General features: G+C 58.5%; 27 protein-coding genes and 2 tRNA genes. 8 read left to right on the top strand and 21 right to left on the bottom strand.

Going from position 1 to position 24,784, the window contains the following annotated elements; translation table 11 throughout:
- Positions 1 to 185: 185 nt before the first annotated feature.
- Positions 186 to 1,496 carry an O-acetylhomoserine aminocarboxypropyltransferase/cysteine synthase family protein gene (locus DXB53_RS07035; protein WP_117583889.1) on the bottom strand — a complete coding sequence of 437 codons (1,311 nt, stop codon included), beginning with the start codon at positions 1,494 to 1,496 and terminating at the stop codon, positions 186 to 188.
- A 272-nt stretch (positions 1,497 to 1,768) separates the two neighbouring features.
- Here DXB53_RS07035 and DXB53_RS07030 point away from each other — a divergent pair, with 272 nt between their 5' ends.
- The 5 genes from DXB53_RS07030 to DXB53_RS07010 all read left to right on the top strand — a co-directional run bounded on the left by DXB53_RS07030 (position 1,769) and on the right by DXB53_RS07010 (position 5,291).
- Positions 1,769 to 2,671, top strand: coding sequence for a LysR family transcriptional regulator (locus DXB53_RS07030; RefSeq protein ID WP_117583888.1), 903 nt, complete (start codon positions 1,769 to 1,771; stop codon positions 2,669 to 2,671).
- A 99-nt stretch (positions 2,672 to 2,770) separates the two neighbouring features.
- Positions 2,771 to 3,256, top strand: coding sequence for a ribonuclease HI (gene rnhA / locus DXB53_RS07025; protein WP_117583887.1), 486 nt, complete (start codon positions 2,771 to 2,773; stop codon positions 3,254 to 3,256).
- Between the two features lie 73 nt (positions 3,257 to 3,329).
- Entirely contained in the window at positions 3,330 to 4,436 is a 1,107-nt protein-coding gene (locus DXB53_RS07020) for a Gfo/Idh/MocA family protein (protein ID WP_117583886.1), read from the top strand.
- Positions 4,437 to 4,438: 2 nt separating this feature from the next.
- Positions 4,439 to 4,849 carry an acylphosphatase gene (locus DXB53_RS07015; protein WP_117583885.1) on the top strand — a complete coding sequence of 137 codons (411 nt, stop codon included), beginning with the start codon at positions 4,439 to 4,441 and terminating at the stop codon, positions 4,847 to 4,849.
- Positions 4,850 to 4,910: 61 nt separating this feature from the next.
- Complete coding sequence (locus DXB53_RS07010; protein WP_199408885.1) at positions 4,911 to 5,291, top strand: Fur family transcriptional regulator; 381 nt, start codon at positions 4,911 to 4,913, stop codon at positions 5,289 to 5,291.
- 15 nt (positions 5,292 to 5,306) lie between these two features.
- Here DXB53_RS07010 and DXB53_RS07005 read toward each other — a convergent pair whose 3' ends face one another.
- The 3 genes from DXB53_RS07005 to DXB53_RS06995 all read right to left on the bottom strand — a co-directional run bounded on the left by DXB53_RS07005 (position 5,307) and on the right by DXB53_RS06995 (position 7,198).
- On the bottom strand, positions 5,307 to 6,104 hold the full coding sequence (locus tag DXB53_RS07005) for an HAD-IIB family hydrolase (RefSeq protein ID WP_158551675.1): 798 nt from the start codon (positions 6,102 to 6,104) through the stop codon (positions 5,307 to 5,309).
- An 83-nt stretch (positions 6,105 to 6,187) separates the two neighbouring features.
- The gene (locus DXB53_RS07000; RefSeq protein WP_117583883.1) at positions 6,188 to 6,766 is read right to left on the bottom strand and encodes an urease accessory protein UreE; all 579 of its coding nucleotides are present in this window, start codon (positions 6,764 to 6,766) and stop codon (positions 6,188 to 6,190) included.
- A 3-nt stretch (positions 6,767 to 6,769) separates the two neighbouring features.
- Positions 6,770 to 7,198, bottom strand: coding sequence for a peptidylprolyl isomerase (locus DXB53_RS06995; RefSeq protein ID WP_055286916.1), 429 nt, complete (start codon positions 7,196 to 7,198; stop codon positions 6,770 to 6,772).
- A gap of 120 nt (positions 7,199 to 7,318) precedes the next feature.
- Here DXB53_RS06995 and DXB53_RS06990 point away from each other — a divergent pair, with 120 nt between their 5' ends.
- Positions 7,319 to 8,332 (top strand): dipeptidase, encoded by a 1,014-nt coding sequence (locus DXB53_RS06990; RefSeq protein ID WP_117583882.1) that lies wholly within the window; start codon positions 7,319 to 7,321, stop codon positions 8,330 to 8,332.
- A gap of 74 nt (positions 8,333 to 8,406) precedes the next feature.
- Positions 8,407 to 9,183: a M48 family metallopeptidase gene (locus DXB53_RS06985; RefSeq protein ID WP_158551674.1), complete on the top strand. Its 777-nt coding sequence runs from the start codon at positions 8,407 to 8,409 to the stop codon at positions 9,181 to 9,183.
- A 6-nt stretch (positions 9,184 to 9,189) separates the two neighbouring features.
- Here DXB53_RS06985 and folB read toward each other — a convergent pair whose 3' ends face one another.
- From folB to nrdG, 4 genes are all read right to left on the bottom strand, one after another.
- On the bottom strand, positions 9,190 to 9,675 hold the full coding sequence (gene folB, locus DXB53_RS06980) for a dihydroneopterin aldolase (RefSeq protein WP_117583880.1): 486 nt from the start codon (positions 9,673 to 9,675) through the stop codon (positions 9,190 to 9,192).
- Between the two features lie 43 nt (positions 9,676 to 9,718).
- Entirely contained in the window at positions 9,719 to 10,300 is a 582-nt protein-coding gene (locus DXB53_RS06975) for an HD domain-containing protein (protein ID WP_171021502.1), read from the bottom strand.
- Between the two features lies 1 nt (position 10,301).
- Positions 10,302 to 10,859, bottom strand: a complete 558-nt coding sequence (gene folE, locus DXB53_RS06970) for a GTP cyclohydrolase I FolE (protein ID WP_117583879.1) — start codon at positions 10,857 to 10,859, stop codon at positions 10,302 to 10,304.
- A 66-nt stretch (positions 10,860 to 10,925) separates the two neighbouring features.
- The gene (gene nrdG / locus DXB53_RS06965; protein WP_117583878.1) at positions 10,926 to 11,507 is read right to left on the bottom strand and encodes an anaerobic ribonucleoside-triphosphate reductase activating protein; all 582 of its coding nucleotides are present in this window, start codon (positions 11,505 to 11,507) and stop codon (positions 10,926 to 10,928) included.
- A gap of 116 nt (positions 11,508 to 11,623) precedes the next feature.
- Between nrdG and DXB53_RS06960 the strand changes: the two genes are divergently transcribed.
- Positions 11,624 to 11,887 (top strand): hypothetical protein, encoded by a 264-nt coding sequence (locus DXB53_RS06960; protein WP_117583877.1) that lies wholly within the window; start codon positions 11,624 to 11,626, stop codon positions 11,885 to 11,887.
- A 46-nt stretch (positions 11,888 to 11,933) separates the two neighbouring features.
- Here DXB53_RS06960 and nrdD read toward each other — a convergent pair whose 3' ends face one another.
- From nrdD to DXB53_RS06895, 13 genes are all read right to left on the bottom strand, one after another.
- Entirely contained in the window at positions 11,934 to 14,156 is a 2,223-nt protein-coding gene (gene nrdD / locus DXB53_RS06955) for an anaerobic ribonucleoside-triphosphate reductase (protein ID WP_117583876.1), read from the bottom strand.
- A gap of 568 nt (positions 14,157 to 14,724) precedes the next feature.
- Complete coding sequence (locus DXB53_RS06950; protein WP_117583875.1) at positions 14,725 to 15,192, bottom strand: hypothetical protein; 468 nt, start codon at positions 15,190 to 15,192, stop codon at positions 14,725 to 14,727.
- A 100-nt stretch (positions 15,193 to 15,292) separates the two neighbouring features.
- Complete coding sequence (locus tag DXB53_RS06945) at positions 15,293 to 16,492, bottom strand: MFS transporter (protein ID WP_117583874.1); 1,200 nt, start codon at positions 16,490 to 16,492, stop codon at positions 15,293 to 15,295.
- 74 nt (positions 16,493 to 16,566) lie between these two features.
- Complete coding sequence (gene buk / locus DXB53_RS06940; RefSeq protein WP_117583873.1) at positions 16,567 to 17,679, bottom strand: butyrate kinase; 1,113 nt, start codon at positions 17,677 to 17,679, stop codon at positions 16,567 to 16,569.
- Positions 17,680 to 17,682: 3 nt separating this feature from the next.
- Positions 17,683 to 18,690 carry a phosphate acyltransferase gene (locus DXB53_RS06935; protein ID WP_117583872.1) on the bottom strand — a complete coding sequence of 336 codons (1,008 nt, stop codon included), beginning with the start codon at positions 18,688 to 18,690 and terminating at the stop codon, positions 17,683 to 17,685.
- Between the two features lie 5 nt (positions 18,691 to 18,695).
- On the bottom strand, positions 18,696 to 18,929 hold the full coding sequence (locus DXB53_RS06930; protein ID WP_055251381.1) for an acyl carrier protein: 234 nt from the start codon (positions 18,927 to 18,929) through the stop codon (positions 18,696 to 18,698).
- Positions 18,930 to 19,033: 104 nt separating this feature from the next.
- Entirely contained in the window at positions 19,034 to 19,456 is a 423-nt protein-coding gene (locus DXB53_RS06925; RefSeq protein ID WP_117583871.1) for a Zn-ribbon domain-containing OB-fold protein, read from the bottom strand.
- A 38-nt stretch (positions 19,457 to 19,494) separates the two neighbouring features.
- A complete protein-coding gene (locus DXB53_RS06920) occupies positions 19,495 to 20,781 on the bottom strand; it encodes a thiolase family protein (protein ID WP_233503833.1) in 1,287 nt (428 codons plus the stop codon).
- A gap of 322 nt (positions 20,782 to 21,103) precedes the next feature.
- Entirely contained in the window at positions 21,104 to 21,721 is a 618-nt protein-coding gene (locus DXB53_RS06915) for a TetR/AcrR family transcriptional regulator C-terminal domain-containing protein (protein ID WP_117583870.1), read from the bottom strand.
- A 29-nt stretch (positions 21,722 to 21,750) separates the two neighbouring features.
- Entirely contained in the window at positions 21,751 to 22,239 is a 489-nt protein-coding gene (locus DXB53_RS06910; protein ID WP_158551577.1) for a 4'-phosphopantetheinyl transferase superfamily protein, read from the bottom strand.
- Positions 22,240 to 22,523: 284 nt separating this feature from the next.
- A tRNA-Val gene (locus DXB53_RS06905) sits at positions 22,524 to 22,598 on the bottom strand.
- A gap of 3 nt (positions 22,599 to 22,601) precedes the next feature.
- Positions 22,602 to 22,677, bottom strand: a tRNA-Gly gene (locus DXB53_RS06900).
- A 141-nt stretch (positions 22,678 to 22,818) separates the two neighbouring features.
- Complete coding sequence (locus DXB53_RS06895; protein WP_233503832.1) at positions 22,819 to 24,552, bottom strand: glycoside hydrolase family 13 protein; 1,734 nt, start codon at positions 24,550 to 24,552, stop codon at positions 22,819 to 22,821.
- Positions 24,553 to 24,784 lie beyond the last annotated feature (232 nt).

The following is a 24,784-nucleotide window of genomic DNA, read 5'->3' as shown; positions in this document are numbered from 1 at the left end:
AACTCACATCCTCTCAACAGGAGTTTTCCACATCTCGATTGCATAAAGCGTGTCAAAAACCCTGTTTTTGCACCCTCTCTATGCAAAAACGACGCCTGTGCAACCATTGTTCGCACAGGCGCCTTGAGCAGGCATTTTATGCAGTTATACCTATCGAGTCGCAAGGGGTCCTTGCACAAGTCGCCTTACTCGTCCAGCGCGGCAAAGGCCTGCTTCAGATCCCAAATGATATCCTCGGCGTTCTCGGTACCGATGGAAAGACGGATCGTGGAGGGCGTGATGTTCTGCTCGGCGAGCTCCTCGGCAGAGAGCTGGGAGTGCGTGGTGGTAGCCGGGTGCACGACGAGCGACTTGACGTCGGCCACGTTGGCGAGCAGCGAGAACACCTGCAGATGATCGATGAACTTCCATGCAGCCTCCTGGCCACCCTTAATCTCAAAGGTAAAGATCGAAGCACCGCCACGGGGGAAGTACTTCTGATAGAGCTCGTGATCGGGGTGCTCAGGCAGGCTCGGGTGATTCACCTTGGCGACGTGGCTGTCGCCAGCCAGGAACTCAACGACCTTCTTGGTGTTCTCGACATGACGGTCGACGCGCAGCGACAGAGTCTCGGTGCCCTGGAGCAGGACCCAGGCGTTGAACGGGCTGATGCAGGCGCCCTCGTCACGCAGCAGGATAGCGCGGACATAGGTTGCGAAGGCGGTGGGACCGGCAGCCTCGGCAAACGAAACACCATGGTAGGAGGGGTTGGGCTCAGCGATCTGGGCGTACTTGCCACTCGCCTTCCAATCGAAGTTACCGCCGTCGACGATCACACCGCCCAGCGAGGTACCGTGGCCGCCGATGAACTTGGTTGCGGAGTGGACGACGATGTTGGCGCCGTGCTCCAGCGGACGGAACAGATACGGGGTGCCGAAGGTGTTGTCGACGACAACCGGCAGACCGTGCTTCTTGGCAATCTCGGAGATGGCGTCGATGTTGGGGATGTCAGAGTTGGGGTTGCCGAGCGTCTCGAGATAGATGACCGTGGTGCTGTCCTTGATGGCACCCTCAACCTCTTCCAGGTTATGGGCATCGACAAACGTGGTCTCGACGCCAAACTGGGAGAGCGTATGCTCCAGCAGGTTGTAGGAGCCACCGTAGATGGTCTTCTGAGCCACCACGTGGTCACCAGCCTGAGCAAGAGCCTGCAGGGTATAGGTGATGGCAGCAGCGCCGGAGGCGACGGCAAGACCTGCCACGCCGCCCTCGAGCGCGGCGATACGGTCCTCGAAGACGCCCTGGGTGGAGTTGGTCAGACGGCCGTAGATGTTACCGGCGTCGGCAAGACCAAAGCGGTCGGCGGCGTGCTGGGAGTTGCGGAACACATAGCTCGTGGTCTGGTAGATAGGCACGGCACGGGAGTCGGATGCGGGATCGGCACTCTCCTGGCCAACGTGCAGCTGCAGGGTATCGAAACCAAAGGTGTGCTCGGGGTTGTTGATGAACTGGCTCATGATGATCTCCTTGATCGAACGAAAGTAAGTAAAAAGAGAGAAGTAAGTCGCTGTCTCCTGATCACGCCGACGGGCGCAAACAGGAGCCCGGCATTCGTCTTGGTAAGCAATTCATATGCGGGCCTCCTTTCGCGTCCCGATTCCGTAGTCGGCTTAATAACCTACCGCCTTTGTGTGTTTTGAATAGTACGGGCATTGTCTTCCTCGGTCAATCACTAAAAAGCGCTAACTTGTTATCTGTTTTATAGATAACTATCGAAAGGATGGCGTCGATGACCCTTCAGCAGCTTCGTTTTCTGATCGCCGTGGCAGAGTCCGGCTCAATCAACGCCGCAGCTCAGCGCCTCTATACCGCTCAGTCCAACATCTCAAACGCCGTCAAAAGCCTGGAACAGGAACTCCATCTGGAGATCTTTACGCGCTCCAGCCGCGGCGTCACGCTCACCAACGACGGCACCGAGCTTTTGGGCTATGCGCGCCAGGTCGTAGAGCAGGCCGACATGCTCGAGGCACGCTACGAGAACGGCGGCACCCCGCAAGCCCGCCTCGCCATTTCCGCCCAGCACTACGCCTTTTCGGTCGAGGCCTTTGTCAACGTGGTCGAGCGCTGCCGCGACAGCAAGTTCGAGTTCATCATGCGCGAGACCACCACATCGCAGATCATCGATGACGTCCGTGCGTTTCGCAGCGATATCGGCATTCTGTATCTGGATGACTTTAACGCCCGCGTTCTGCAGAAGGCCTTCGCCGATGCCCGCGCAAGCTTCCATCCCCTATTCGACGCGACGGTCCACGTATTCGTCAGCGAACGCCACCCGCTCGCACGCCGCCCTCAGCTGTCCCTTGCCGACCTCGCGCCCTATACGCGCTACAGCTTTGAGCAGGGAACCTCAAACTCCTTCTATTACGCCGAGGAACCTTTTAGCTATATCCCTTGCGACCGCAACATACGAATATCGGACCGCGGAACACTTACCAACTTACTTATCACGTCGAACGGTTACACCCTGTCGACCGGTGTCCTCTCCAATGAAATGCAATGGGGCATGGCATCGATCCCGTTAGCAGACGCCCCAACGATGCACGTTGGCTACATCATGCACGACGAGCGCAAGCCCTCTCTCCTCTTGCAGCAATACCTCGACGAGCTCAACCGCATCATCCATGCCAGCTAACAGTCGGAAGACGGGGCAGAAATCGTAGATTGCTGGCCCCCGGCGGGCATGGCGCTACAATGGTCACTCACATGAAATGCACTCAAAGAAAGGAAACCCGTGAAGGTCATCATCTATACCGACGGCTCGGCCCGATCAAATCCGGGACGCGGCGGCTACGGCGCCGTGCTCAAATACACCAACCCCGCCGGCAAGACCTTTACCTCCGAGCTCTCGCGCGGCTACGCCAAGACCACCAACAACCGCATGGAGCTCATGGCCGTTATCGTGGCGCTCGAGGCACTCAACCGCCCCTGCGAGGTCGAAGTCCATTCCGATTCGCAGTACGTCGTCAACGCCTTTAAGAAGCACTGGATCGACGGCTGGAAAAAGCGCGGGTGGAAAACCGCCAACAAGCAGCCCGTCAAGAACCGCGACCTGTGGGAGCGCCTACTCACCGCCAAAAGCAAGCATAAGGTTGAGTTCATCTGGGTTAAGGGTCACGCCGGCCACGAGCTCAATGAGCGCTGCGATGAGCTCGCCACCACGGCGGCCGACGGCAGCAACCTCGATATCGACACCGGCTTTAACGAGAGCGACCTGTAATAGCGTTTTCGCACAGCTTTATATCCCCACGCGCTACACTCATCCTGTAGACCAAACAACGCAAGGGGGACGTATGCTGCGCATCGCGACCATCGGCACATCCATGATCACCGACGACTTTATCCAAGTCGTCAACGCCAACGACCAAGCCGCGTTTGTGGGCACGCTTTCACGCGATGCCAATCGCGGTGCTGCCTTTACCGCCGAGCGCGATGGCGAGCGAAACTTTATCTCACTCGATGAGCTTGCGGCAGCCGCCGACGTCGACGCCGTCTATATCGGCAGCCCCAACGCACTTCACTACGAGCAGGCCCTTGCCTGCATCGCCGGTGGCAAGCACGTCATCGTCGAGAAGCCCTTCTGCGCCACCGAAGCGCAGGCGCTGGAAGTCTTCCGCGCTGCCGAGGCAGCAGGTGTCGTGGCCCTCGAGGCCATGCGTCCCCTCCACGATCCCGCCTTCCACGCCATCGAGGACGCCCTGGGCGAGATCGCCCCCATCCGCCGCGCCTCATTGCGCTTTGGCAAATATTCCTCGCGCTACAACGAGATTCTCGCGGGACGCGCCACCAATATCTTCGACTGCAATATGGCATCGGGTTCCCTCATGGACATTGGCGTCTATACCGTCGAGCCCATGGTCGAGATCTTTGGCATGCCCTCCGGCCTTACGAGCATGACCACTCTGCTCGATCCCACCACGCGACGGCTCACGCACGGCCCCATCGATGGCTGCGGTTCCATCCTCGCCAGCTACGGCGGCGGCCGTATCTCCGTCGAGCTCGCGCACTCCAAAATTACGAATGACCTGCTGCCCTCGCAGATCGAAGGCGAGCGTGGCACTATCCAGATCGACCATCTGTCCACGCCCCGCAACGTCCGCATCGACTATCGCGGCGACGTCGTACGCGGCTCGGCGACCGAGGCACCGCGCGAACAGGGAGACAACGGCCGCGTGCTCGACCTGCCCAAATCGAGCAACACTATGGAATACGAACTCACAGACTTTATCACCGCCATCGGCGGCATCGATAACGTTAAGGAAGAGATTTGGGAGACCCCGGCGGGACGCCACGAGCTTGGCCACTACCGCGATGTCACACTCGTCTCACTGCGCATCATGGATGCCGTGCGCCAGCAGGCCGGCATAACCTTCCCGGCCGACGCAGGCAAGCAGGCATAGCTATGGGCCTCTTCGATACGTTCTTCTCCAGCGTCACCGGCGGCAGTCGAGAGCCTCAAAAACCATCAAACGTCGAGCTCGAGCTGCGCCGCAGGCTTACTGTGCTCGCAAGCGACGAGGCCACTCAAGACACTCCCCTGCGCTATTTCCTGCGCTGGGCGGGGCAAGTCCAGGGCGTTGGCTTTCGCTTTACCAACACCAACCTCGCGCAGGCACGCGCGCTCACCGGCTGGGTGCGTAACATGGAAGACGGCTCAGTCGAGATGGAGATACAGGGGGCTCCGGCAAATATCCTATCTCATCTCGAGGCGCTTCATGCCTCCTACGAGCGTATGGGAACGCGTTTTCGCCTCGTAGACGCCCAGGCCCGAGCCCCACTTGCCAATGAAGACGGTTTCACGCCTCGTTATTAGTATTGTGTGCTAAATACGGTATCATTTACCTACGACCGTTGATAGAAAAGAGGCGAGGCGCATGGCGGTGCAAAGAAGGAATACCAGGCAGCGAAAGCTGGTTCTTGACGCCGTGCGCCAAAGCTATAACCATCCCACCGCCGACGAAATCTACAACGTCGTGCGCGCGCAGGATGACAAAATCAGCCGCGGCACGGTCTACCGCAACCTCAATCTCTTGGCCGACGCCGGCGAGATTCTCTCCATCAAGACGCCGGGCGGCAGCCGCTTCGATCGCACGATCGAGCCGCATGCGCATATCATCTGCACCTCGTGCAGCCGCGTCATCGACATACCACTCCCCTTCGATGCCCAGCTCGACGCCAAGGCATCCGAGCAAATCGGCTGGCACGTCACGTCGCACTACACCATCTTCGAGGGTCTCTGCCCCGACTGCCGGTAGATGTTTGGGACATGCCTACTCGGCAAGCAGGCGACGCAGTTCTTCTTCGACCGTGTACACATAGCGGACGCGGTCGTTGATGCCACGCATAGAGGGATTGCAGCTCTCCATTAGATAAGGATGGCCCACTACGTTGAGCATGTCGCGGTCGTTCTCGTTATCGCCAAACGCCATCATCTCATCGGGCGAAATACCCAGGGCACGACCGTAATCGGCAAGCGCGGAACCCTTACCCGAATCAAAGCCGATAAAGTCCGTCCATTCGGTTCCCGATGTCATGACATCGACTCGATCGCTAAAGTGGCGCTCAAAATACTCCAGCGCCGCCGGCTGATTCACCTCGGGCGTCTGGAAGGCAATCTTAATGACGTCCTCTTCGATGTCCTCGGGACGGTCGACCACCGCCACATCGCAGTGGACCTCATAGCGCAAATGATCGACGAACGCATCGTTGCCGCTCATGGTGTAGAGGTGCCCCTCACACGAAAGGGTCACGTCGGCATGGGGATATGCAATCACGGCATTCGCGATATCCATAGCAAGGCTACGCTCCATGGAACGCTTGACAACGGCGCGTCCCTCGCTCATCACCAGAGCTCCGTTTTCGCATACATAGGCGAGCTCATCGGCCACCGGGGCAAACAGATAGCGCAAGCTCGCATATTGACGGCCGCTCGCCGGCATAAACACGATACCGCGACGATGCAGCTCATCGATGAGCTCAAAGGCCTCGGAACGCGGCTCGCGCTCCCCCGGATGCAGCAACGTGCCGTCCAAATCGCATGCAATCAGCTTGATTCCTTCAAGACCCATATGCTTTCCCCCACAGCATCTCATCAACAGAAAGACGGACTTTGAATAGTTGCCTCTCAAAGTCCGTCTTACTTATACGCACGTTAACCGCGCGCCTTCTTTACGATCGTAAAGTCTGGAGCCATACTCACAACGGCATCCGCCGCATTCGACGCAAAGCGCCGGTCCGAATCGAGTTTACGGGTAACCACCGAGAGCCGAACGCCCTCGACGCCCCGGAGCATGCGGCCCAAAACAGGCTGCACCGGCGTATACATGCGCACGGTATGCTCGTCCGAATCGCCTCGGAAAAGCGGCGTATGCATATTGCCGATCTCCCAGCACGTATGCGCGAGCGCAATCGGGTCCATGCGGTCAACTTCGACCAAATAAACCTCGGCGCCGCGCAGACGTACGACAACCACCACGGGCACCGCACCCGTATGGTCGATAGCGAGCACGTCACCGTCGGCAAGACGACCGCCGTCGGCAGTATCCAGCCGAACATCGACCGTGCGCCCCAGCTCCGTCACGCCCACAAGCGCGCATACATCAGCCTGGTCCCAATCGAGCAGCAGCTCGTCAACTTCAAAGACGCCGCCCAACTTCCGGCGAAGCAGGAGTTCATAGGACGGATCGTTGAGATTTCCCAAGCATGTCGTCGAAACCAAGCGTTCAGGCATACTCTAACCCTCGACCTCGACGAGCTCGATATCAAAGTTGAGGTCCTTGCCGGCCAGCTCGTGGTTGGCGTCGAGCGTCACGGCCTCGGGCGTTACGTCGATGACCACGGCGGGGACGGGCATACCGCTCGGCGTGGACAGGAAAAGCTTCATGCCCTTCTCGATCTGCTCGATGTTGGGAACCTGTTCGGCCGGGAAGGTAATAACCATCTCGGGATTGTGCTCGCCGTAGGCATCGGCAGCAGGAATGTGCACGGTCTTCTTCTCGCCCACCTGCATGTCGACAACAGCGGCGTCGAAGCCCTTGATCATCTGACCGGCGCCGCAGGTGAACTCCAGCGGCTCGCCGCGATCGTAGGAGCTATCGAACTGCGTGCCGTCGTCGAGCGTGCCGCGATAATGGGTCTTGACCTTCTTGCCCTGGTTGGACATGGTAACCTCCGTGATAAGGGCGGCGCACAACGCGGACCGCCATGAACATATGGCGCTAACTATACCCTAGTCATACAATTCAAAGACAGTTTGCAAAGAAACGCTGCAACCGGAGGAACCATGGCATATCCCGTATTTGACCTACACTGCGACACCGCCGACCGCATCGGCTGGGCCACACTCGATCTCGACCTGCGCTTTACCGCCGGTACCGACGGTTATTTCCCCGGCGACGAAACGCATCCGCAGGATTTCGACCTCATCGAGGGTAACGCCTGCGCCATCTCGCTCGCAAAGATCGGCAACACGCCATGGGCACAGTGCTTCGCCACGTTTGTCCCCGACGAGATTCCCACCGCCCACGCCGCGCGCTTCCAGGCGCAGATCATGGCGCATATGAGCGGCCAGGCAATGCTCAACCACGACAGTATGGTCAACGTGCGCAGCGCCGCAGACATCCGCCCCGCGCTCAAGGACGGCAAGGTCGCTTGCATCCACACCATCGAAAACGCCACGTTCTTTGCCGAGGACCCCGCGCTGATCGAGGTGCTCAAGAGCTTGGGCGTACTCATGTCGTCACTCAGCTGGAACGCGCAGGGGCCGCTCGCAAGCGGACACGATACCCACGCCGACCTCACCGCCGCCGGCATCGAGGCACTTACGCAGATGGAGCACGCCGGCATGGTGCTTGACGTCTCCCACCTCAACGATGAGTGCTTTGACGAGGTTGTCGCCCACGCCACGCGTCCCTTCGTCGCCAGCCACTCCAACTCCCGTGCGGTTTGCGGCGTCAAGCGCAACCTCACCGACGACCAGTTCCGCACCATTCGCGACATGGGCGGTATCGTCGGCCTCAACTACTGCAGCGAGTTCCTTTCCAACGACGCAACCGACAAGACCGCCGCAGACGTCACCTTCGACCAGCTAGCGGCACATATCGAGCACTGGCTCGACCTGGGCGGCGAGGACGTCATCGCGCTCGGCGGCGACTGGGACGGCGCCACTGTGCCCGCTTTCCTCTCCGATGCCAGCATGATGCCCGAGTTCCAGAACATGCTCTCCAAGCACTTTGGCAAGACCGTGATGCAAAAGCTCTGCAGCGACAACGCGCTTGCCTTCTTCGAGCGCTATTAATTTCACATCCCTTGAGCGGGCCGGCATGCCGAACGGTCGACATGCCGGCCCGTCCCCAATCTGAAGGACCGCTTTTGACGCAGCAGTTTACGATTTCCGTATCCCGACCGGATGGGACGCCCATCCCTGTCGTCGTTACCAAAAAGCGCGTCAAGAACTTCAACCTACGCGTCACATCGAGCGGCGAGGTCCACGCCAGCGCACCGCTCGGCGCCAGCCGCGAGCGTATCGAAGCGTTTGTGAAGCGCAACAGCGCCTGGATTATCAGCCGACTTGCCCAGCGTGAGCAACGTCAGGCGACGGCGCGAGAGCCGCTCAGTCCCTCGTCCATCATTGCACTTTGGGGCAAGCCCATTACGGTACAGGATGCACTCGATCACAACTTTGCATCACCCGCATCGCGACCCAAACAGGCCACCTTCGCAAGTTTTATGGGTACCGATGAGCCAAGTGGGCGCACGCAGGCAAAGCAGCGCACAGCCCTTGACGGCCTAACGCCCAAAGAACTCCAGACCCGCATCGACCAACTCTATGCATCCGAGGTCACCGCAGCGCTACGCGACATCGTGCACGCGTACGAAATCGCAATGGGCGTCACCGTTTCCCGCATTTCCGTACGCAGCATGAAAACGCGTTGGGGCTCATGCACGCCCAAATCCGGCGCCATTCGCATCGGGCGCGAGCTCGCCGCCTACCCCGTCGAATGCCTCGACATGGTTGTCGCCCACGAGCTCGTCCACTTGCTCGAGCCAAGCCACAATCAGCGGTTTCACGCCCTGCTCGACACGTACTGCCCCAACAATAGAGCTCTGTCGCAGCGGCTCAAGCAGCCTCCCGTAGAGACGTATTAGAACCGGTTAGCGCACGCGCTCGATCTCGACACCGCAGCTTGCCAGGGGCAGGCCAACAGGAGCCCACGGCTTATCGAGCTTTATGCGCACACCAAGCAGCGAGGGATAACGGCGCAGCAGCATCTGGGCCGTCCCCTCGGCTGCCGCCTCGATGAGTTTAAACGTATGCTCGCGCAGATAGCCATCGACATCGTGGCACACCGAGCCGTAGTCAATCGAGGCGTCCAAGTCATCGTGCTCCCCCGCTGCGCGCAGGTCGGCATAGAGCACCAAGGACACGATGAACTTCTGACCCAGCGCGTTCTCCTCGGGATACACGCCATGGTTGGCAAAAACCTCTAGGCCGTCAATGACAATACGGTCGGCATGGCGCAAGTCGTCATAGCTCACGTGGGGCACCGCCGTTGCGGTGGATATTTCGCCCCTTCCACGGCGGGCGAGCTCGGCGCCTTCAGTCTTGGTTGCACTCTCGGGCAGCTTCTTGTTACTCATCGCGATCGTCTCCTTCGTTTAGAACCCCGACCGCGCAAACTAACTACACGCGAATCGACAGGTTCTTTTTATCATCGCTCCAGTTGCAAGCATTGCGCGCGGGGCATGCAAAGCAGGCGCGCGACGCTTTGTCGGCTGCATAGAGCAGACGCTCAAGCGGTTGGCTGTTCACGCGCAGCTTTCGATGGCCCAAAATGGCCGTCTTAATGGCTGCGGCATCGGCCGGCTCAAACGCCACATCATCGGGCATGCCGCCGAGAATCGCATCAGCGACGCGTTCGCTTGCAACATCATGGGATATACCCGATTCGTACTGTTCATCTTTGCCGATATCGTGAAGAAGTGCCGTGGCGTAGATGACCTCGCGGTCAAATTCGAGCTGTTCCTCGAGATTCTTGATCCACATAATGCGAGCGACATCGAGCAGATGGTCAATACCGTGGCGGCAGAAAATGCGTCCCGATTCCAACTGCGCAATGTTACCCAGGTGCCGCCGGAACAGCCCGTTGGCACAAATGTAATCAATGCGAGGCATAGCACCAAAAGGGGCCAGGCCCGAAGCCATAAAGCCGCGACGCGACGTCCCCTCATCGGTCTTCGATGTAAAGTCGTTGACGACCCTCATGTTAACGGCCCAGCATCCTAAAGAACCGCTCCTCGAGCGCGGGATCGGTCTCAAAGACGCCGCGGCGAGCGAGCGTCACGGTCTTGGTGCCGGGCTTTTGCACGCCGCGCATGGTCATGCACATATGCTCAGCCTCCATGAGCACAATCGCTCCCTGGGGAGCGAGATAATCCATGAGGGCGTCGGCAACCTGCGCACACAGCTGCTCCTGCAGCTGCAGACGACGGGCATAGACCTCAACCGTGCGAGCGAGCTTAGACAGACCCGCCACGCGACCGTTAGGGATATAGCCGATCGCAGCCTTGCCATAAAACGGCAGCAGATGATGCTCGCACAGCGAGTAAAACGTGATGTCGCGCTCGATAACCAAATCGTTCGAAGCGACGGCAAAGGTTTTGGACAGGTGCTCCTCGGCACTCTGCTCCATACCGCCGGCGATCTCGCCATACATACGGGCAACGCGCGCCGGGGTCTCCAGCAGGCCCTCACGAGTTGGGTCCTCGCCTATGCCCTCAAGCAACAGCTTAATGGCGGCCTCGACTTTTTCCTGATCGACCATCTGGGCCTCACTTTTCCGATTTCACGTTCGCGCTATGGTACCACGCCCTTCGGCATCGACCACAAGCTACATAGTATGGGTCGAATAGACCGGATCATCACGCCAAAGTTCAACCGCATCACAAAGCGCAACGCCCTCGCGCTCAGCACGGTCGCGCGTGGCGTTCATATCGATCACGCGCTGGTTACTCGAGCCCCTAAAACGCAATGAGATATCGTACAGATCCTGAACAAACGGGCCGTCCACCAACATATCGAGGCAGGCAAGGATACGGTCCGTGACTTCGGTATGGTGACGACCGCCCGGCATAAGTTCCTCGAGCACGTCGCCAGTAAAACACCAAATGGTCTTTCCTGACCCCGCAGGATAAGCGGCACGAACACGCTCGACAAACTCAACGAGCCCCGCCTGATTCTCAGGTTCCATAGGCTCGCCGCCCAGAATCGTCAGGCCGTCAATAAAGGGATGGTCGAGGCTCTCGATAATCTTGTCCTCGACGGCACGATCGAACAGCTCGCCCGCAGCAAAGTCCCACGCGACAGAGTTAAAGCAGTTCTTGCACCCACGACGGCACCCGCTCACAAACAGAGAAGTACGAACGCCTTCCCCATCAGCAATGTCGAAATACTTAATGTTCGCGTAGTTCATAGGTAACTCTCCCGGGAGGCCGGGACATATCATCCCGTCCTCAAACATTCTCGGCCTTCGGCCTGCGAAACTGCGGGCGGGACGATATGTCCCGGCCTCATGCAAAGGGTAACTCAATGAACGAAGCGAACATCGAGTATAGGGTTCGAGGTCCAATAAATACTCAGCTGCAGCTCAGCCGCCATTGCAAGCAGATCGTCATTGCAGCTCAACTCATTTCCGCTAAGAACTTCGAGGAGCGAGCAGACCGCATGCCGCATCTCAGCTACATCACCTTGGCTGTCCCGCAGCGAGGCCCCGGACCTTTGCTCGATATGAGTTCCGCACGAACAGGAGGCGCCAGTGGCGCCTCCGTCGTGAGCCAGGACTGTCCGAAATAGCGAGTAAAGGTCCGGGGCCTCGCTACGGGGCAGCCTGGGATGGTTATTAGAGATGCAGCACGCGGTCGCGGATCTCCTCGGTTCGGCCCTGGTTCCAGAATTGGGTACCGATGTAGCCGCACGTACGACGAGCGACGTTCATCTTCTCCTGATCGCGGTTGCCGCAATTGGGGCACTCCCACACCAGCTTGCCGTCATCCTCGACAATCTTGATCTCACCGTCGTAGCCGCACACCTGGCAGTAATCGCTCTTGGTGTTGAGCTCGGCGTACATGATGTTGTCGTAGATGTACTGCATCACGCGGATGACAGCCTTGAGGTTGTCCTGCATGTTGGGAACCTCGACGTAGGAGATGGCACCGCCCGGCGAAAGTTGCTGGAACATACCCTCGAACTTGAGCTTGTCGAATGCGTCGATCTCCTCGGACACGTGGACGTGGTAGCTGTTGGTGATGTAGCCCTTGTCCGTCACGCCCGGGATGATGCCAAAACGACGCTGCAGGCACTTGGCGAACTTGTAGGTCGTCGACTCCAACGGCGTACCGTACAGCGAGAAATCGATATCGCTTTCGGCCTTCCACTCCGCGCACTTGTCGTTCATGCGCTGCATGACGGCCATGGCAAACGGCGTGCCTTCCTTCTCGGTGTGGCTGTGGCCCGTCATGTACTTGACGCACTCATACAGGCCGGCATAGCCAAGGCTGATGGTAGAGTATCCGCCCACGAGCAACTTATCGATCGTCTCGCCCTTCTTCAGACGCGCTAGGGCACCATACTGCCAAAGAATCGGCGCGGCATCCGAAAGCGTGCCCATCAGGCGCTCATGACGGCACAGCAGGGCGCGGTGGCACAGCTCGAGGCGCTCGTCGAAGATTTTCCAGAACTTGTCCATGTCCTGATGCGAGCTCAGCGCGACATCGGGCAGGTTGATGGTCACAACACCCTGGTTAAAGCGGCCATAGTACTTAGGTTTGGTCGGGTCATAGTTCAGCGCGTTGGCAACATTGTTAAAGCCGTTGCCCGAGCGGTCGGGCGTCAGGAAACTGCGACAACCCATGCAGGTGTAGCAATCGCCGTTGCCGGCGGTCTCGCCCTTCGACAGCTTGAGCTCGCGCATCTTCTTCTCGGAGATGTAATCGGGCACCATGCGCTTGGCGGTGCACTTGGCAGCCAGCTGGGTCAGGTAGAAGTACGGAGAATTCTCGTGAACGTTATCGTCCTCGAGTACATAGATAAGCTTGGGGAATGCCGGGGTAATCCACACACCGGCTTCGTTCTTAACGCCCTCATAGCGTTGACGAAGCGTCTCCTCCACGATCATGGCAAGGTCGTGCTTCTCCTGGGGCGTACGGGCCTCATTGAGATACATAAAGACCGTCACGAACGGCGCCTGGCCATTGGTGGTCATAAGGGTCACGACCTGATACTGAATCGTCTGGACGCCGCGACGGATCTCATCGCGCAGACGGTCCTCAACGACCTCACGGACCTTTTCGGCAGATGCCGAAACACCGAGCTCCTCGAGCTCGCGGGCAACCTCGCCGCGAATCTTTTGACGGCTCACCTCAACAAACGGGGCAAGATGGGTCAGCGAAATAGACTGGCCGCCGTACTGGGAGGAAGCAACCTGGGCGATAATCTGCGTCGCGATGTTGCAGGCAGTCGAGAAGCTGTGCGGCTTCTCGATCAGCGTGCCCGAGATAACGGTGCCGTTCTGGAGCATGTCCTCCAGGTTCACCAGGTCGCAGTTATGCATGTGCTGGGCAAAGTAGTCAGAATCGTGGAAGTGGATCAGGCCCTCATTGTGGGCATCCACGATCTCCTGGGGCAGCAGCACACGCTGAGTCAGGTCCTTGGAAATCTCGCCGGCCATATAGTCACGCTGGACGGAATTGACGGTCGGGTTCTTGTTAGAGTTCTCCTGCTTGACCTCTTCGTTATTGCACTCGATCAGCGACAGAATCTTGTCGTCGGTCGTGTTCTTCTGGCGCTTCAGGCTCTGAACATAGCGATAGATGATGTAGTGGCGAGCAACCTCGTAGCAGTCGAGACGCATGATCTCGTCCTCGACCAAATCCTGGATCTCCTCGACCGAAACGGTGTGGCCCGCGTTCTCGCATGCCTCGGCGACGTTTTGTGCCGCGTAAACCACCTGGCGGTCGGTTAGACGAGAGCTCTCCTCGACCTCCAAGTTGGCGGCGCGGATGGCATTGACGATCTTATCGATGTCAAAGACAACCTCGGTGCCGCTGCGCTTGATGATCTTCATCCTCTTGCCTCTTTCGCATCGTAGCCTCATTGCGCTTCAGAGCCAAACGATGCCCGGCAGGGCCTGTCCCTGTCTTGCGGCGCCGTCGCGCAATCTGTGTTCTCGATAAACCATAAGCCTCCATGCGGACATTCCCAGAAGCCGATCAAGCGGCTCAAGGACACGTTCAAAAGAGGCAGTTAAGGTCTTCGTTCTCTGTCCGCCATCTATCATACGACAAAGAGGCATCTATATCCTGTATTCTTTTTTTAGGTCAAACACAACATATAGTGTTTCAGCAGGTCAAAGCAATTAGTCATTTTGCAAACGCATTAAAAATGAAGGGCTCTTGGCAGAGTGCTAAAACGTTATCAGCTCGACTACCTGCACGGCAGTTTTGAAACCCCCTCAACCGCGCCGCTGACAAATCCTACCAAAACCAAGCCGCTCACGCCAAAAGAATCCAAAAGATTATGCTTGACCAACATGTTGCGGTCGAATGCCGGCGGACGGAGCGACAGGACTGTAAACGCTCGGAAGACTACAGCCCCGGCGCCCCGTCCGCCGGCATTCGATAGGCGAGGATCTATTACCTCTCTTCGCGAACCATCATGCGGCCGAGAGCCGCTGTAAAGGGATCGAGCAGCACGCCGGCGATAACCACAAAGGCCCATCCCTTTGTGACGAGGCCGGCCCAACGCGCGAAGAACGTACGGCCTTCAATCGTTCCGAATCCTCCTTGGAAGGCAATCTCGCCAAAACCGATCACCATAAAAAGGAGCGTGGCACCGATGACCGTACCGGCGATCTTGTGTGATGCACTCCCCTGCTCAAAACCAAAAAAGTCCAGGCACATACCAACCGTTTTGCCAAACAGCGGGAGTGCGCTCAGAACCTCGGCGATCACCGTGGCCACGATGAGTTGTCCCCAAAAGCCCGTGGGGCCCGTCAGATCCAAGCCAGGCGCCCCTTCAATGATGGGGAGAAACGCGCAGAGCAATAGCGGGTTAAAGAAGCCGTTGAGAATACCGATAACGCGCCTGACAGGTAACTTCATAGCCGTAAGCCTTTCAAAGTCATTGATAGAAAGAGGGCCGCCGGCATATGTCGGCGGCCCCGATAAAACATGATGTGCGGCAAAGCAACTACTCGAGCGGCTACTCCGCCTCGCCGCCGGCCGCCATCTTCTCGGCCTCGGCAAGCTGGGCCGGGGTGAGCTTGCGATACTTAATGGCGCCAAAGACGACACAAGCCGCACAGACGATCATGCCGGCGATGAACTTCTGGTCAATCGTTGCACCAAACGGCGACGTCACGGCCTCAAACACAATGGGAGACAATGCCATGCCAAAGTTGATACCTGCCATGCCAATGGCGAGGTTAAACGCACGTCCCTCGGGGGCAGAGTTGCCGGCGGCAAAATTGCCCTCCAGCGGCACGTAGGTCTCCTTGCCCAGCGCAACGACAAAACCCGCAACGCACAGCACCATAAAGGCGGGCGCAACCAGCGTCAGGCCCAGGCCGACGAGCGTCACGCCCCACGCGATCGGCATAGCCAGGTTCTTAAACTTGGCAAACAGCGGACCGACCAAAAGACCAGCCGCAATACCGGCAACGGTCATAACGGTAGAGGCAAGACCGGCCTCCACGGTACCGCCAAAGCCACGGCCCACGACAAGCAGCGAGACATTGGAGCTAAAGAGCTGGAACGTAAGTACGAACACAAAGCTCATGAGCGTGATAATCGCGACCTCTTTAGGCATATTGGCAAACACGTTGACCTCGCGCTTGGGCTCAAGATGACCCTCAGGAAGGCAAACAGCCTCGATTACGATGAAAATGATCATGATGAAGTACGCCGCATAGCTGTGGAACCACTCGGCAGAACCCAAGATGCCGGAAACCATCGTCCAGATAATGCCGCCCAGTGCAACAAAAGTGGAGTAGATGCCCATGACAAACGAGCGCTGCTTTCCGCCAAAGTAATCCGCGATAAGAGCGTCCGTTGAATTCTGCACGGCACCGAGACCAAGGCCCATGACAGCAGAAGCCGCTAAGACTTGGCCGAGCGAGTCGTGGAACACCAGCACCGAGGCGCCTGCCAGCATCACGATAATGTGACCGACGAGCGTCGTCTTCTTCTTGGACACGCGAGAGGCAAGCTGTGAAGAGACGAGCATGGCGGACAACGCCATCATCAACGGGATGATGCCGATAATCATCTGAACGGCAGCGATGTTCTCGTTGGGAAACGCGGCCGCAACAGAGGCCACGATGGGAACGGGCACGAGCATGCCCATGATGCACATGGCGGCTGCGTAAATGCCCACCAGGTACTTGATCTTGGTTTTATCCATGATCCATCCTTACACTTAAAGAAAAGGGTCGGAGCGGCCAGACATCACCAGCGGCCGCCCCAAACACAGCACTATTAGTCGTTGAATCCGGTGAACACGGGTTCTCCGCTGTACACGAGCGCTTCCTCGACACCATCGAGCACGCGGCAGGCGCCAGACGCCATCGCCTCGAGCTCAAACTCGCCGGGATAAGCCGATACGGGAGCGATCCAAGAGCAGCATTCCTCAATCGAGGCAACGAGCTCCTTGCTGTGGACCATGCCGCCTCCGAGCAAGATGCCGTCGACGTCGCCCTTCAGCACGCAGGCCATCTCGCCAATCCACTTGCAGACTTGGTAAACCATTGCATCCCAAGCGCGTGCTGCAGCCTTATCGCCCGCAGCGGCACGTTCACACACCTCGATGGCATCGGACGTACCCAAAAGGTCAACGAAGCCACCGGTCTTCATGCAATGGGCGCGGGCAACGTCGAGACCATGTTCCGCCGTATACTTCGCGACCTCGATTGCGGGGACCGAGCCACAGCGCGTCGGCGCCATGGGGCCCTCGCCGCCGACGATGTCGTTGCCGTCGACCATCTTGCCCTTAAGGTGAGCGGAAATCGAAATGCCACCGCCGATATGACAAACAATAAAGTTACACTCGTCATATGCGCGACCGAGCTTTGCCGCGTGACGAATGGCGGTCTCTTTAAGATTAAGGGCGTGCAGGTGCACGTTTCGATACACGCCCTTAATGCCCGTCATACGTGCGAGGTCGCACAGCTCATCGGTATCGGGAGGATTCACCACAAAAGAGGGCTTGCCCGTCTTTGAAGCGAACTCATGGGCAATCTGGGGGCCAAGCTGCGCCGGGTGCTGAATGCCGTTCGCACCGATGCGGGCATGCTCGAGCATGACCTCATTGATGGCATACGTGCCGCCGGGCAACGAAAGCAAGCCGCCGCCGCGACCGACAAATGCATCAAAGTCCTCGAGCTTCAGGCCCGCCTCCCCCAGTGCTCCAAGAATCAGATCGCAGCGATACGGCATCTGAGCCGAAACCCCATCGAACTGGGCGAGGTCCTTCGCATCGTGCGCAACGTTCTTGCTGAGCTTGCACTCATCACCCTCAAAAACGCCCACCTTCGTGGAAGTGGAACCCGGGTTGATTACCAGGATGCGCCAGGGAGTCTTTTTATCGGACATATCTTAAGCCTCCTTAAGCGCCTGGGCGCGCACGCAGCTCATCACCACGTTGCCGACGATCTCGTCGACGGGCGCAGAGCGCGAGCAATCGCACACGATCTTCTTGAAGCCCTGAAGCATGGGGCCGTAAGCATTGGCGCCGGTCAGGTTCTGGATGATCTTGACGCCGATATTGCCCACGTTGATATCAGGCCAGATGACCACGTTGGCCTGTCCCGCAACAGCGGACTCACGACGTACCTTCTTGGCCGCAACCTTGGGGTTAATCGCCGAGTCAAACTGGAACTCGCCGTCGATGGCAAGGTCGGGACGGCGATCGTTGGCAATCTCGCGAGCGCGGCGTACTTTGTCGACGAGTTCGTTATCCATCGAGCCGTCAGTCGAATGCGAAAGCAGCGCGCAACGGATATCCCATCCGGTCAGCGAGCGCACCGTTTCGCTCGACGAAATCGCGATCGAGGCAAGTTCCTCGCTCGTAGGGTCGACGCAAACGGCGGAATCGCCAAAAGCCAAAAGGCCACCTTCGCCGCCGTTCCAGTTGGGAATGTCGGCGATACCGCACGAGCTCACGGTGTCCACCCCGTCGGCAAGGCCGACGATGGTCTGACCCGCCAGGATAATATCGCCCGTGGCGTTATCAATGCCGGCGAACATTACGTCGACATCGCCGAGCACCTGCAAAATCAGGGCGCGCTCAAGCGGACGCGCCATACGGCGCGCGGCGCCCTTGGGCTTAAACTTGCAATCCGGATGCGAAAGGTAGCGCTCGCAGCAGGCAGCGTTCGCCTCCTCGTCGGTCACACCGACAATCTCGATGCCGTCAAGGGAGATGCCGCGCTCATCGGCAAGCTCCTTGAGCTTACCGCCGTCGCCGACCAGCACACATTCGGCAAGATGCTCGGCGGCGATCTTTGCGACCGCCTGCATCATGGTCTCGTTTTCGCCCTCGGGAAAAGCAACGCGCATAGGCTTGGCGGCAGCCTGCTCGCGCAGGGTCTGCATCAGGTCCATGGCAGCTACTCCATCTCTTCGGCAGTGCGCTCGATAAGCTCGCCGATGGTCTTCATGACCATGACCTCGCGAACGGGGACCTCGGCATCGAGCTCGTTCTCGATCATGGAGGTCAGGGCGATCATCTTCATCGAGCCCTTGCCCAGGGTCTCAAACGTCGTCTCGGGGGTCACATCGCCATCGTAGTTGTAAGCGGACTTGGCAAAATCGCAGATCTGCTGAGTGAGTTCTTCGTTCATGATGGTGCCTTTCTAAGATAAAAAGAGGGGCGGCCACGGCGGGCTGGAGACACGGGTCCCGCCGTGGCCTAAGAGAGGAATCGAATTGTTAAAAGGGTGAAAACCTAGTCGTCAAGCTCAAACGTGAGCTCTTTGTAACCCGGTCGATCGATGACCTTGGCATGGACACCAACGGTCTCGCCCGCCATGAGCTTGGCGCGGATCTCGGGGGCCTTCTTCTTGGTAATGCCGTAGATGACGTAGGTGTACTGAGAACCCTCGTCAATATCGACGGCGCCGTAGGCGTACTTGCCATACTCCTTGAGGTAGGGCTTGTCGTTCTGCGGACCAGGCAGGGTAAAATCGATCAGATGGCCGTGACCGGAAACCTGGACCCAATCGGTCTTGTGGTAGCCGCAGGCATTGCAGGCAAGGTGAGGCGGAAACTCGACGGCTCCGCACTCGGGGCACTGACGTGCCCAATAGATGCCCTCTTCAAGACCCGTGTAGAACTTCTTGACCACGGGCTCCATATCTTTGAGTTGCATGAGAATACTCCTTATGGGAAATCGAAAACCGCGGTCGCTTAGGCGACGGTACGAAGAATCTGGCAGCGCACATTCTGAGAACCGCCAAAACCGCGCAGGAAGGCCGTCTCAGGAATCTTCTTCATCTGGGTTGCACCGGCGACGCCGCGCATCTGCTTGACGGCCTCGACGATATCGGCGATACCGGATGCGCCATGAGCGTGGCCGAAGTTGCAACGGCCACCGTGCGGGTTGATGGGCTTATCGCCGTCAAAAGCGGTGCGGCCATCGATCGCATACTTCCAAGCCTCGCCGCGCGGAATATAGCCGCACTCCTCGGCCGAGACGATCTCGGAAGCCAGGAAGAAGTCATTGCACATAAACAGGTCGATCTCATCGGGGCTCACGCCGGTAAGGTCGTAGACCTGCTTGGCAGCAAGCTCGGTAGCCCAGTGCTCGTTGTGAAGCAGGCCGGCTTCGACGGCAGAGGCGCCCGTGCCCAGAACCTCGATAGGTGCATACGGGACACCCATGGCCTTGGCCTTCTCCGTGGGCATCACGACAACAGCGGCGGCACCGTCGCATTTCTTCTCAAAGCCGGTAACGCGCAGGTACTGCGTAACGCGCGGGTTGTACATGCTCTTGAGATACTCGTCGGCGGTATCGAACCCAGCCGCCTTCGCATCCTCCTCGACCGTGGTCTCGTACCAGGCAAGGGGATTCAGGACGGCACCGCGGCGAAGGCTCTTGGTAAGGCCGTTCAGGGCGTCATCGATCTGATCGGCAGTAAGGTCGTACTGCATCGAATACTCGTTGATCCAGTTGTCGAACGACACGCCAAAGGCACCATCGAGCGGGCGACCATACGCGCGGTCATAGATCTTATCGAGCGAGGGAATCATGACGTCAAGCGTAAAGTCCTGGCGAATATGCGAGGGCATGTGCTCAACGGGAAGGGTCGAAGCCAAATCGCAGGCACCCGTAAGGACGACATCGTAGGCACCGGAGGCGACTGCCATCACGGCCTGCTCAAGGGCGACGTAGCCCGTGCAGCAAGCCTCGGAATGATGGACGGAACCCTTGGCGCGAACGCCAAACCAATCGGCAACCTGCATGTTGGGGGTAATGCAATCGCCAACAAGATACGGATTGGCGCTGCCGTGGTAGAAAAAGTCGATATCGCGGGGCTCAAGACCGGCATCGGCAATTGCCTCGAGGGCAGCATAGCCAAACGCCTCGCCCTCGCCAATGCCCTGGGTCTCGGGATGCTCCTCAAAATCCTTGAACGGGGTGCAGCCTACGCCTACAATCGAGACGCTGCGCATGTTCTTTCCGAGCGTAACCACTGAATATCACATCCTAATCATGTGAGGGTGTACGGAGTGATGGCGCAGTCCGGCCGCGAGCGAAGGTGAGAGAGCGCTCGCGGCTTTTCTGTGCCGTCACACGTTGAACTACTGCAGTGGTTCTTTTGAACGTAGCTTTAGTTTATGAGGGGTTTATTTGGTGTTGTGGGACAAAAAGCCGTTATATGTCCCATCATTTGGTACGCATAGCTTAATTTCGTTCCAAATAGCAGATAAATGACCGTGCTTAAAACCGATTCATAGGGTTGGAGCACTTTGAGTTCGCTGCATGCGCAACCGTTCATCCCTAAAAAACAGCCGCTCACCCGAGTGGCTTTTCAAAATCGGGGATACGTGGGTGCCAATGGCGCGAGGTATCGTCGACAAAGAGCGGTGCGTAGAACATGCGATTGAGCGCGGCGGCAACGGTTCGTGCCTCAAGGTCAGGCCGGACTTCGAGCCAATACTGGATGAGGTTATGGTGGCCCGCAAGCGCAAAAGCAAGATACAGATCGAGGTCCGTCTCATCCGAAAACGTCGACCGCAAACGATCGCGAAAATAGTCATGCATGAAGATCGTTGCCTTGTGTGCAAACACGGGATCACCGTTATCGCTGTTAAGCGCCAGGACTTTCGAGCGATTGGCCTTGAGGATTTCCATGCGCTTGATCATCGTGGGCGTGGGATCAAGCTGCGCATCACCAAAACGAGCCTCAAGGGCAACGTCGTTAATGTCTTGCATGTTCTGGAGCAGCTCATCTTCAAAGCGCTTGACCACATCATCGACAGAGCGGTAGCAACGATAGAAGGTTGATTTTGATGTATGGGCAAGACGGAGTACGTCGGTGACCTTAATCGATTGCACAGGCGTTGTCGCCATAAGTTCAAAGACGGCGCCTTCGATCCGCGAAGCAATATCGTTTTTAGCGTTCAGTGACATAGAAGGCCTCCCCTGTTGGCGATTGGCTACTATGCTACCCGAAAGGCATGCTCCTCAATGGCGATATGGGGCATAGAACGCGCTGCACAAGAGATGACACACTGGCCAAACACCACCGAGGAAGTAAACCATCCGCTCGGCAACCCGTCTTTGCGGGGATCGATTGAAAAGCCGGACCCCTCCGCCTTCAGGACGGCTTCGATACGCGTCCAAACCCGACACAGCCGAAAGGCGCGTTCCTGCGAATCTGCCGCAGCGTCAATCCACGCCCGTTCCCTTGAGCTCGCCATACGCTCAACCGCAATAGGTACAATCTCATCGACCGCCTCGATATCCACGCCAATAGGTCCTCCGACCGACCGAGCAACATCGGAAACAGCGAGGACGGCCACGCTTCCGCCATGTGAAATGGAAATAGAGGGGGCCTCCCCATCCGCAAGCTCGATCTTGCCGAAAGCAGAGCGCGCAAGCTGGGTGTCGTCGAAGACACCCAGGGCGTCGCGAAGCAGCAGACCCACGCCCGCAGCTTCCCTCCGAGACGCAATGGGGAGATCTCCATTGGAGGCACGCGAGGCATAACGTCCCGCGATTGATGCCATATCAACGGTCTCGCCGGGATCGATCGCAGAAACGTCAACGAGATGCACGGTTATGTTCAAAATGGTCAACCCCCACTCGATTGAGATGACAAGGCTAAACTGACGTTCAGAACCGCTCTTTCATGAAGCGAGGTACCTTTTGCCGGCGATTTGGCGACCAAAACAAAACAGCTCAGAGGCTAAGCCTCTGAGCTGCGAACATTTGGTGGGCGTTAGAAGATTTGAACTTCTGACCTCTTCCGTGTCAGGGAAGCGCTCTCCCCCTGAGCTAAACGCCCAAATGGAGCGGACAACGGGGCTCGAACCCGCGACCCCAACCTTGGCAAGGTTGTGCTCTACCAACTGAGCCATGTCCGCCTGCGAGGATTTAATATACGGGATAATCCACCCAAATGCAAGAACTTTTTTTGAAAAGTTTTGCGACACCCTCGCGAACCTCGCGAAGACATCAGCCACCACGGAAAGCGCAGGCAAACGCAAACTCGCCGCAAGAGGCCCCTACAACTCAGCGAGCATGATCCAGGCAGAACTGTCCTGCGCGAGCTTGCCGTCTGCAAGCGGTGATGAGGTGAGCAGGACCCTGCCCGCCGGCAGCTCCACGGGTGCTGCACCGAAGTTCGTCACACACGCCCAGCCGTTGTCACGGCGATAGGCGATGACGCCGCCCTCAGCGCCCTCGGCACCATCCGCAAGGCCGGTGCGCCCGTCAAGATCGAGCCACTTAAGATCGTTGGCGCGCCCGCGCAGCTTGCGCCGCAGCCAGAGGGCGTCACGATAGAGCGCAAGCATCGATGTCGGGTCCGCTTCTTCCCTATCGGCAGCGTAATCGGAAAACCATGCAGGCTGCGGCAGATGGGGCGCCGCATCGGCGTCCGCCGGTGAAAACCCAAACGATCCGCCCTGCACGGGATCGTCCGCTGCCACCCACGGCAGGGGCACACGGCAGCCGTCGCGCCCCTTCTCGCGCTTCGGTCCGTGCGTATTGGTCGCAGTAGGATCTTCGAGTGCGGCCCACGGGATATCGGCCACCTCAAAAAGGCCGAGCTCCTCACCCTGATACACGTATGCCGAGCCCGGAAGCGCCAGCTCAAGCAAAAGGGCCGCCCGCGCGCGGCGCTCACCGAGTTCACGGCCCTCGTCATAAGACGACCCGTCGCGTAAGAGCCAGTCGAGCGCAATCTGATGGTAGCGCGTCGCCTTGATTTGCGGCAGGGCATAGCGTGTCGCCACGCGCGGCACGTCGTGGTTGGAGAGTACCCAGGTCGAGGCAGAATTGGATTCGATAGCCGCCTTCAAGCCCTTCTCGATTGCAGCGTGCATGTCATCATAGGTCCAAGTGGCCTTGGCGAACTCAAAGTTGAATGTCTGGCCAAGCTCGCTGGGGCGTGCGTAGAGATACTGGCGCTCGGGCAGAACCCACGCCTCGGCAACGGCGCTGCGCGGCGGATCATAACGGTCGAACACGCGGCGCCACTCGCGATAGATCTCATGGACCTCGTTGCGGTCCCACAGCGGATGGGTGCCGTCCTCAACCATGTCATCGCCCTCGGCGAGATGCCACCGGTCGAGGTCATCGCGGTCGAGATCCTTGGCGAGACCGTGCGCCACATCAATGCGAAAGCCATCGACGCCTCGATCGCTCCAAAACGCCAGGACGTCGCAAAAGAACGCATGAACCTCGGGACACGACCAGTCAAAGTCCGGCTGCTCGGGCGTAAACATGTGCAGATACCACTGACCGTCCGCGACGCGCGTCCAGGCGGGGCCGCCAAAGTTGGCATTCCAATTGGTGGGAGGCAGCTCGCCGTGCTCGCCGCGACCATCGCGGAAGATATAACGGGCGCGCTCGGGTGATCCGGGGCCGGCGGCAAGAGCGGCTTTGAACCAGGGGTGCTGGTTGGACGAATGGTTGGGCACGATGTCGACGATGACCTTGATGCCGTGCGCATGAGCCGCAGCGATCATGTCATCGAAGTCGTCAAGCGAGCCGAGACGTGGGTCGACATCGCAGTAGTCCGCCACATCATAGCCGCCATCGACAAGAGGCGATGGGTAAAACGGGCTCAGCCAGATGGCCTCGATGCCCAGCTGCTCAAGATAGTCCATCTGCTGGGTAATGCCCGCGATATCGCCCAGACCCGAACCAGTCGAATCCTTAAACGAGCGCGGATAGATCTGATAGATCGCGGCATCGGACATCCATGGGCGCGACGAGGACTTTTCTGTAGCCATGGGATGAGTCTCCCTTGCAACGAGGTTTTGCGAGATGCCCACGATGATACGCCCAAAGCGGACATTCGCGGCAAACAACGCCACAGCCACGCCCCAAACGCTCGCTCCCTCACGGGCTCGAGCCTCCTGGAGCGAATCAATCGATTAGTGAAAAGAACGGAAGACCCACTTCCCCGGCCACGACAGACACTATGACCCAATCCAGGGGCACGGAAACGACAGGAGCCCCCGC

The organism is Collinsella sp. OM04-5, from assembly GCF_003439125.1.
Lineage (GTDB): Bacteria > Actinomycetota > Coriobacteriia > Coriobacteriales > Coriobacteriaceae > Collinsella.
Note: the sequence above shows the minus strand (reverse complement) of the source record. Positions and strands in the feature narration are given on the sequence as shown.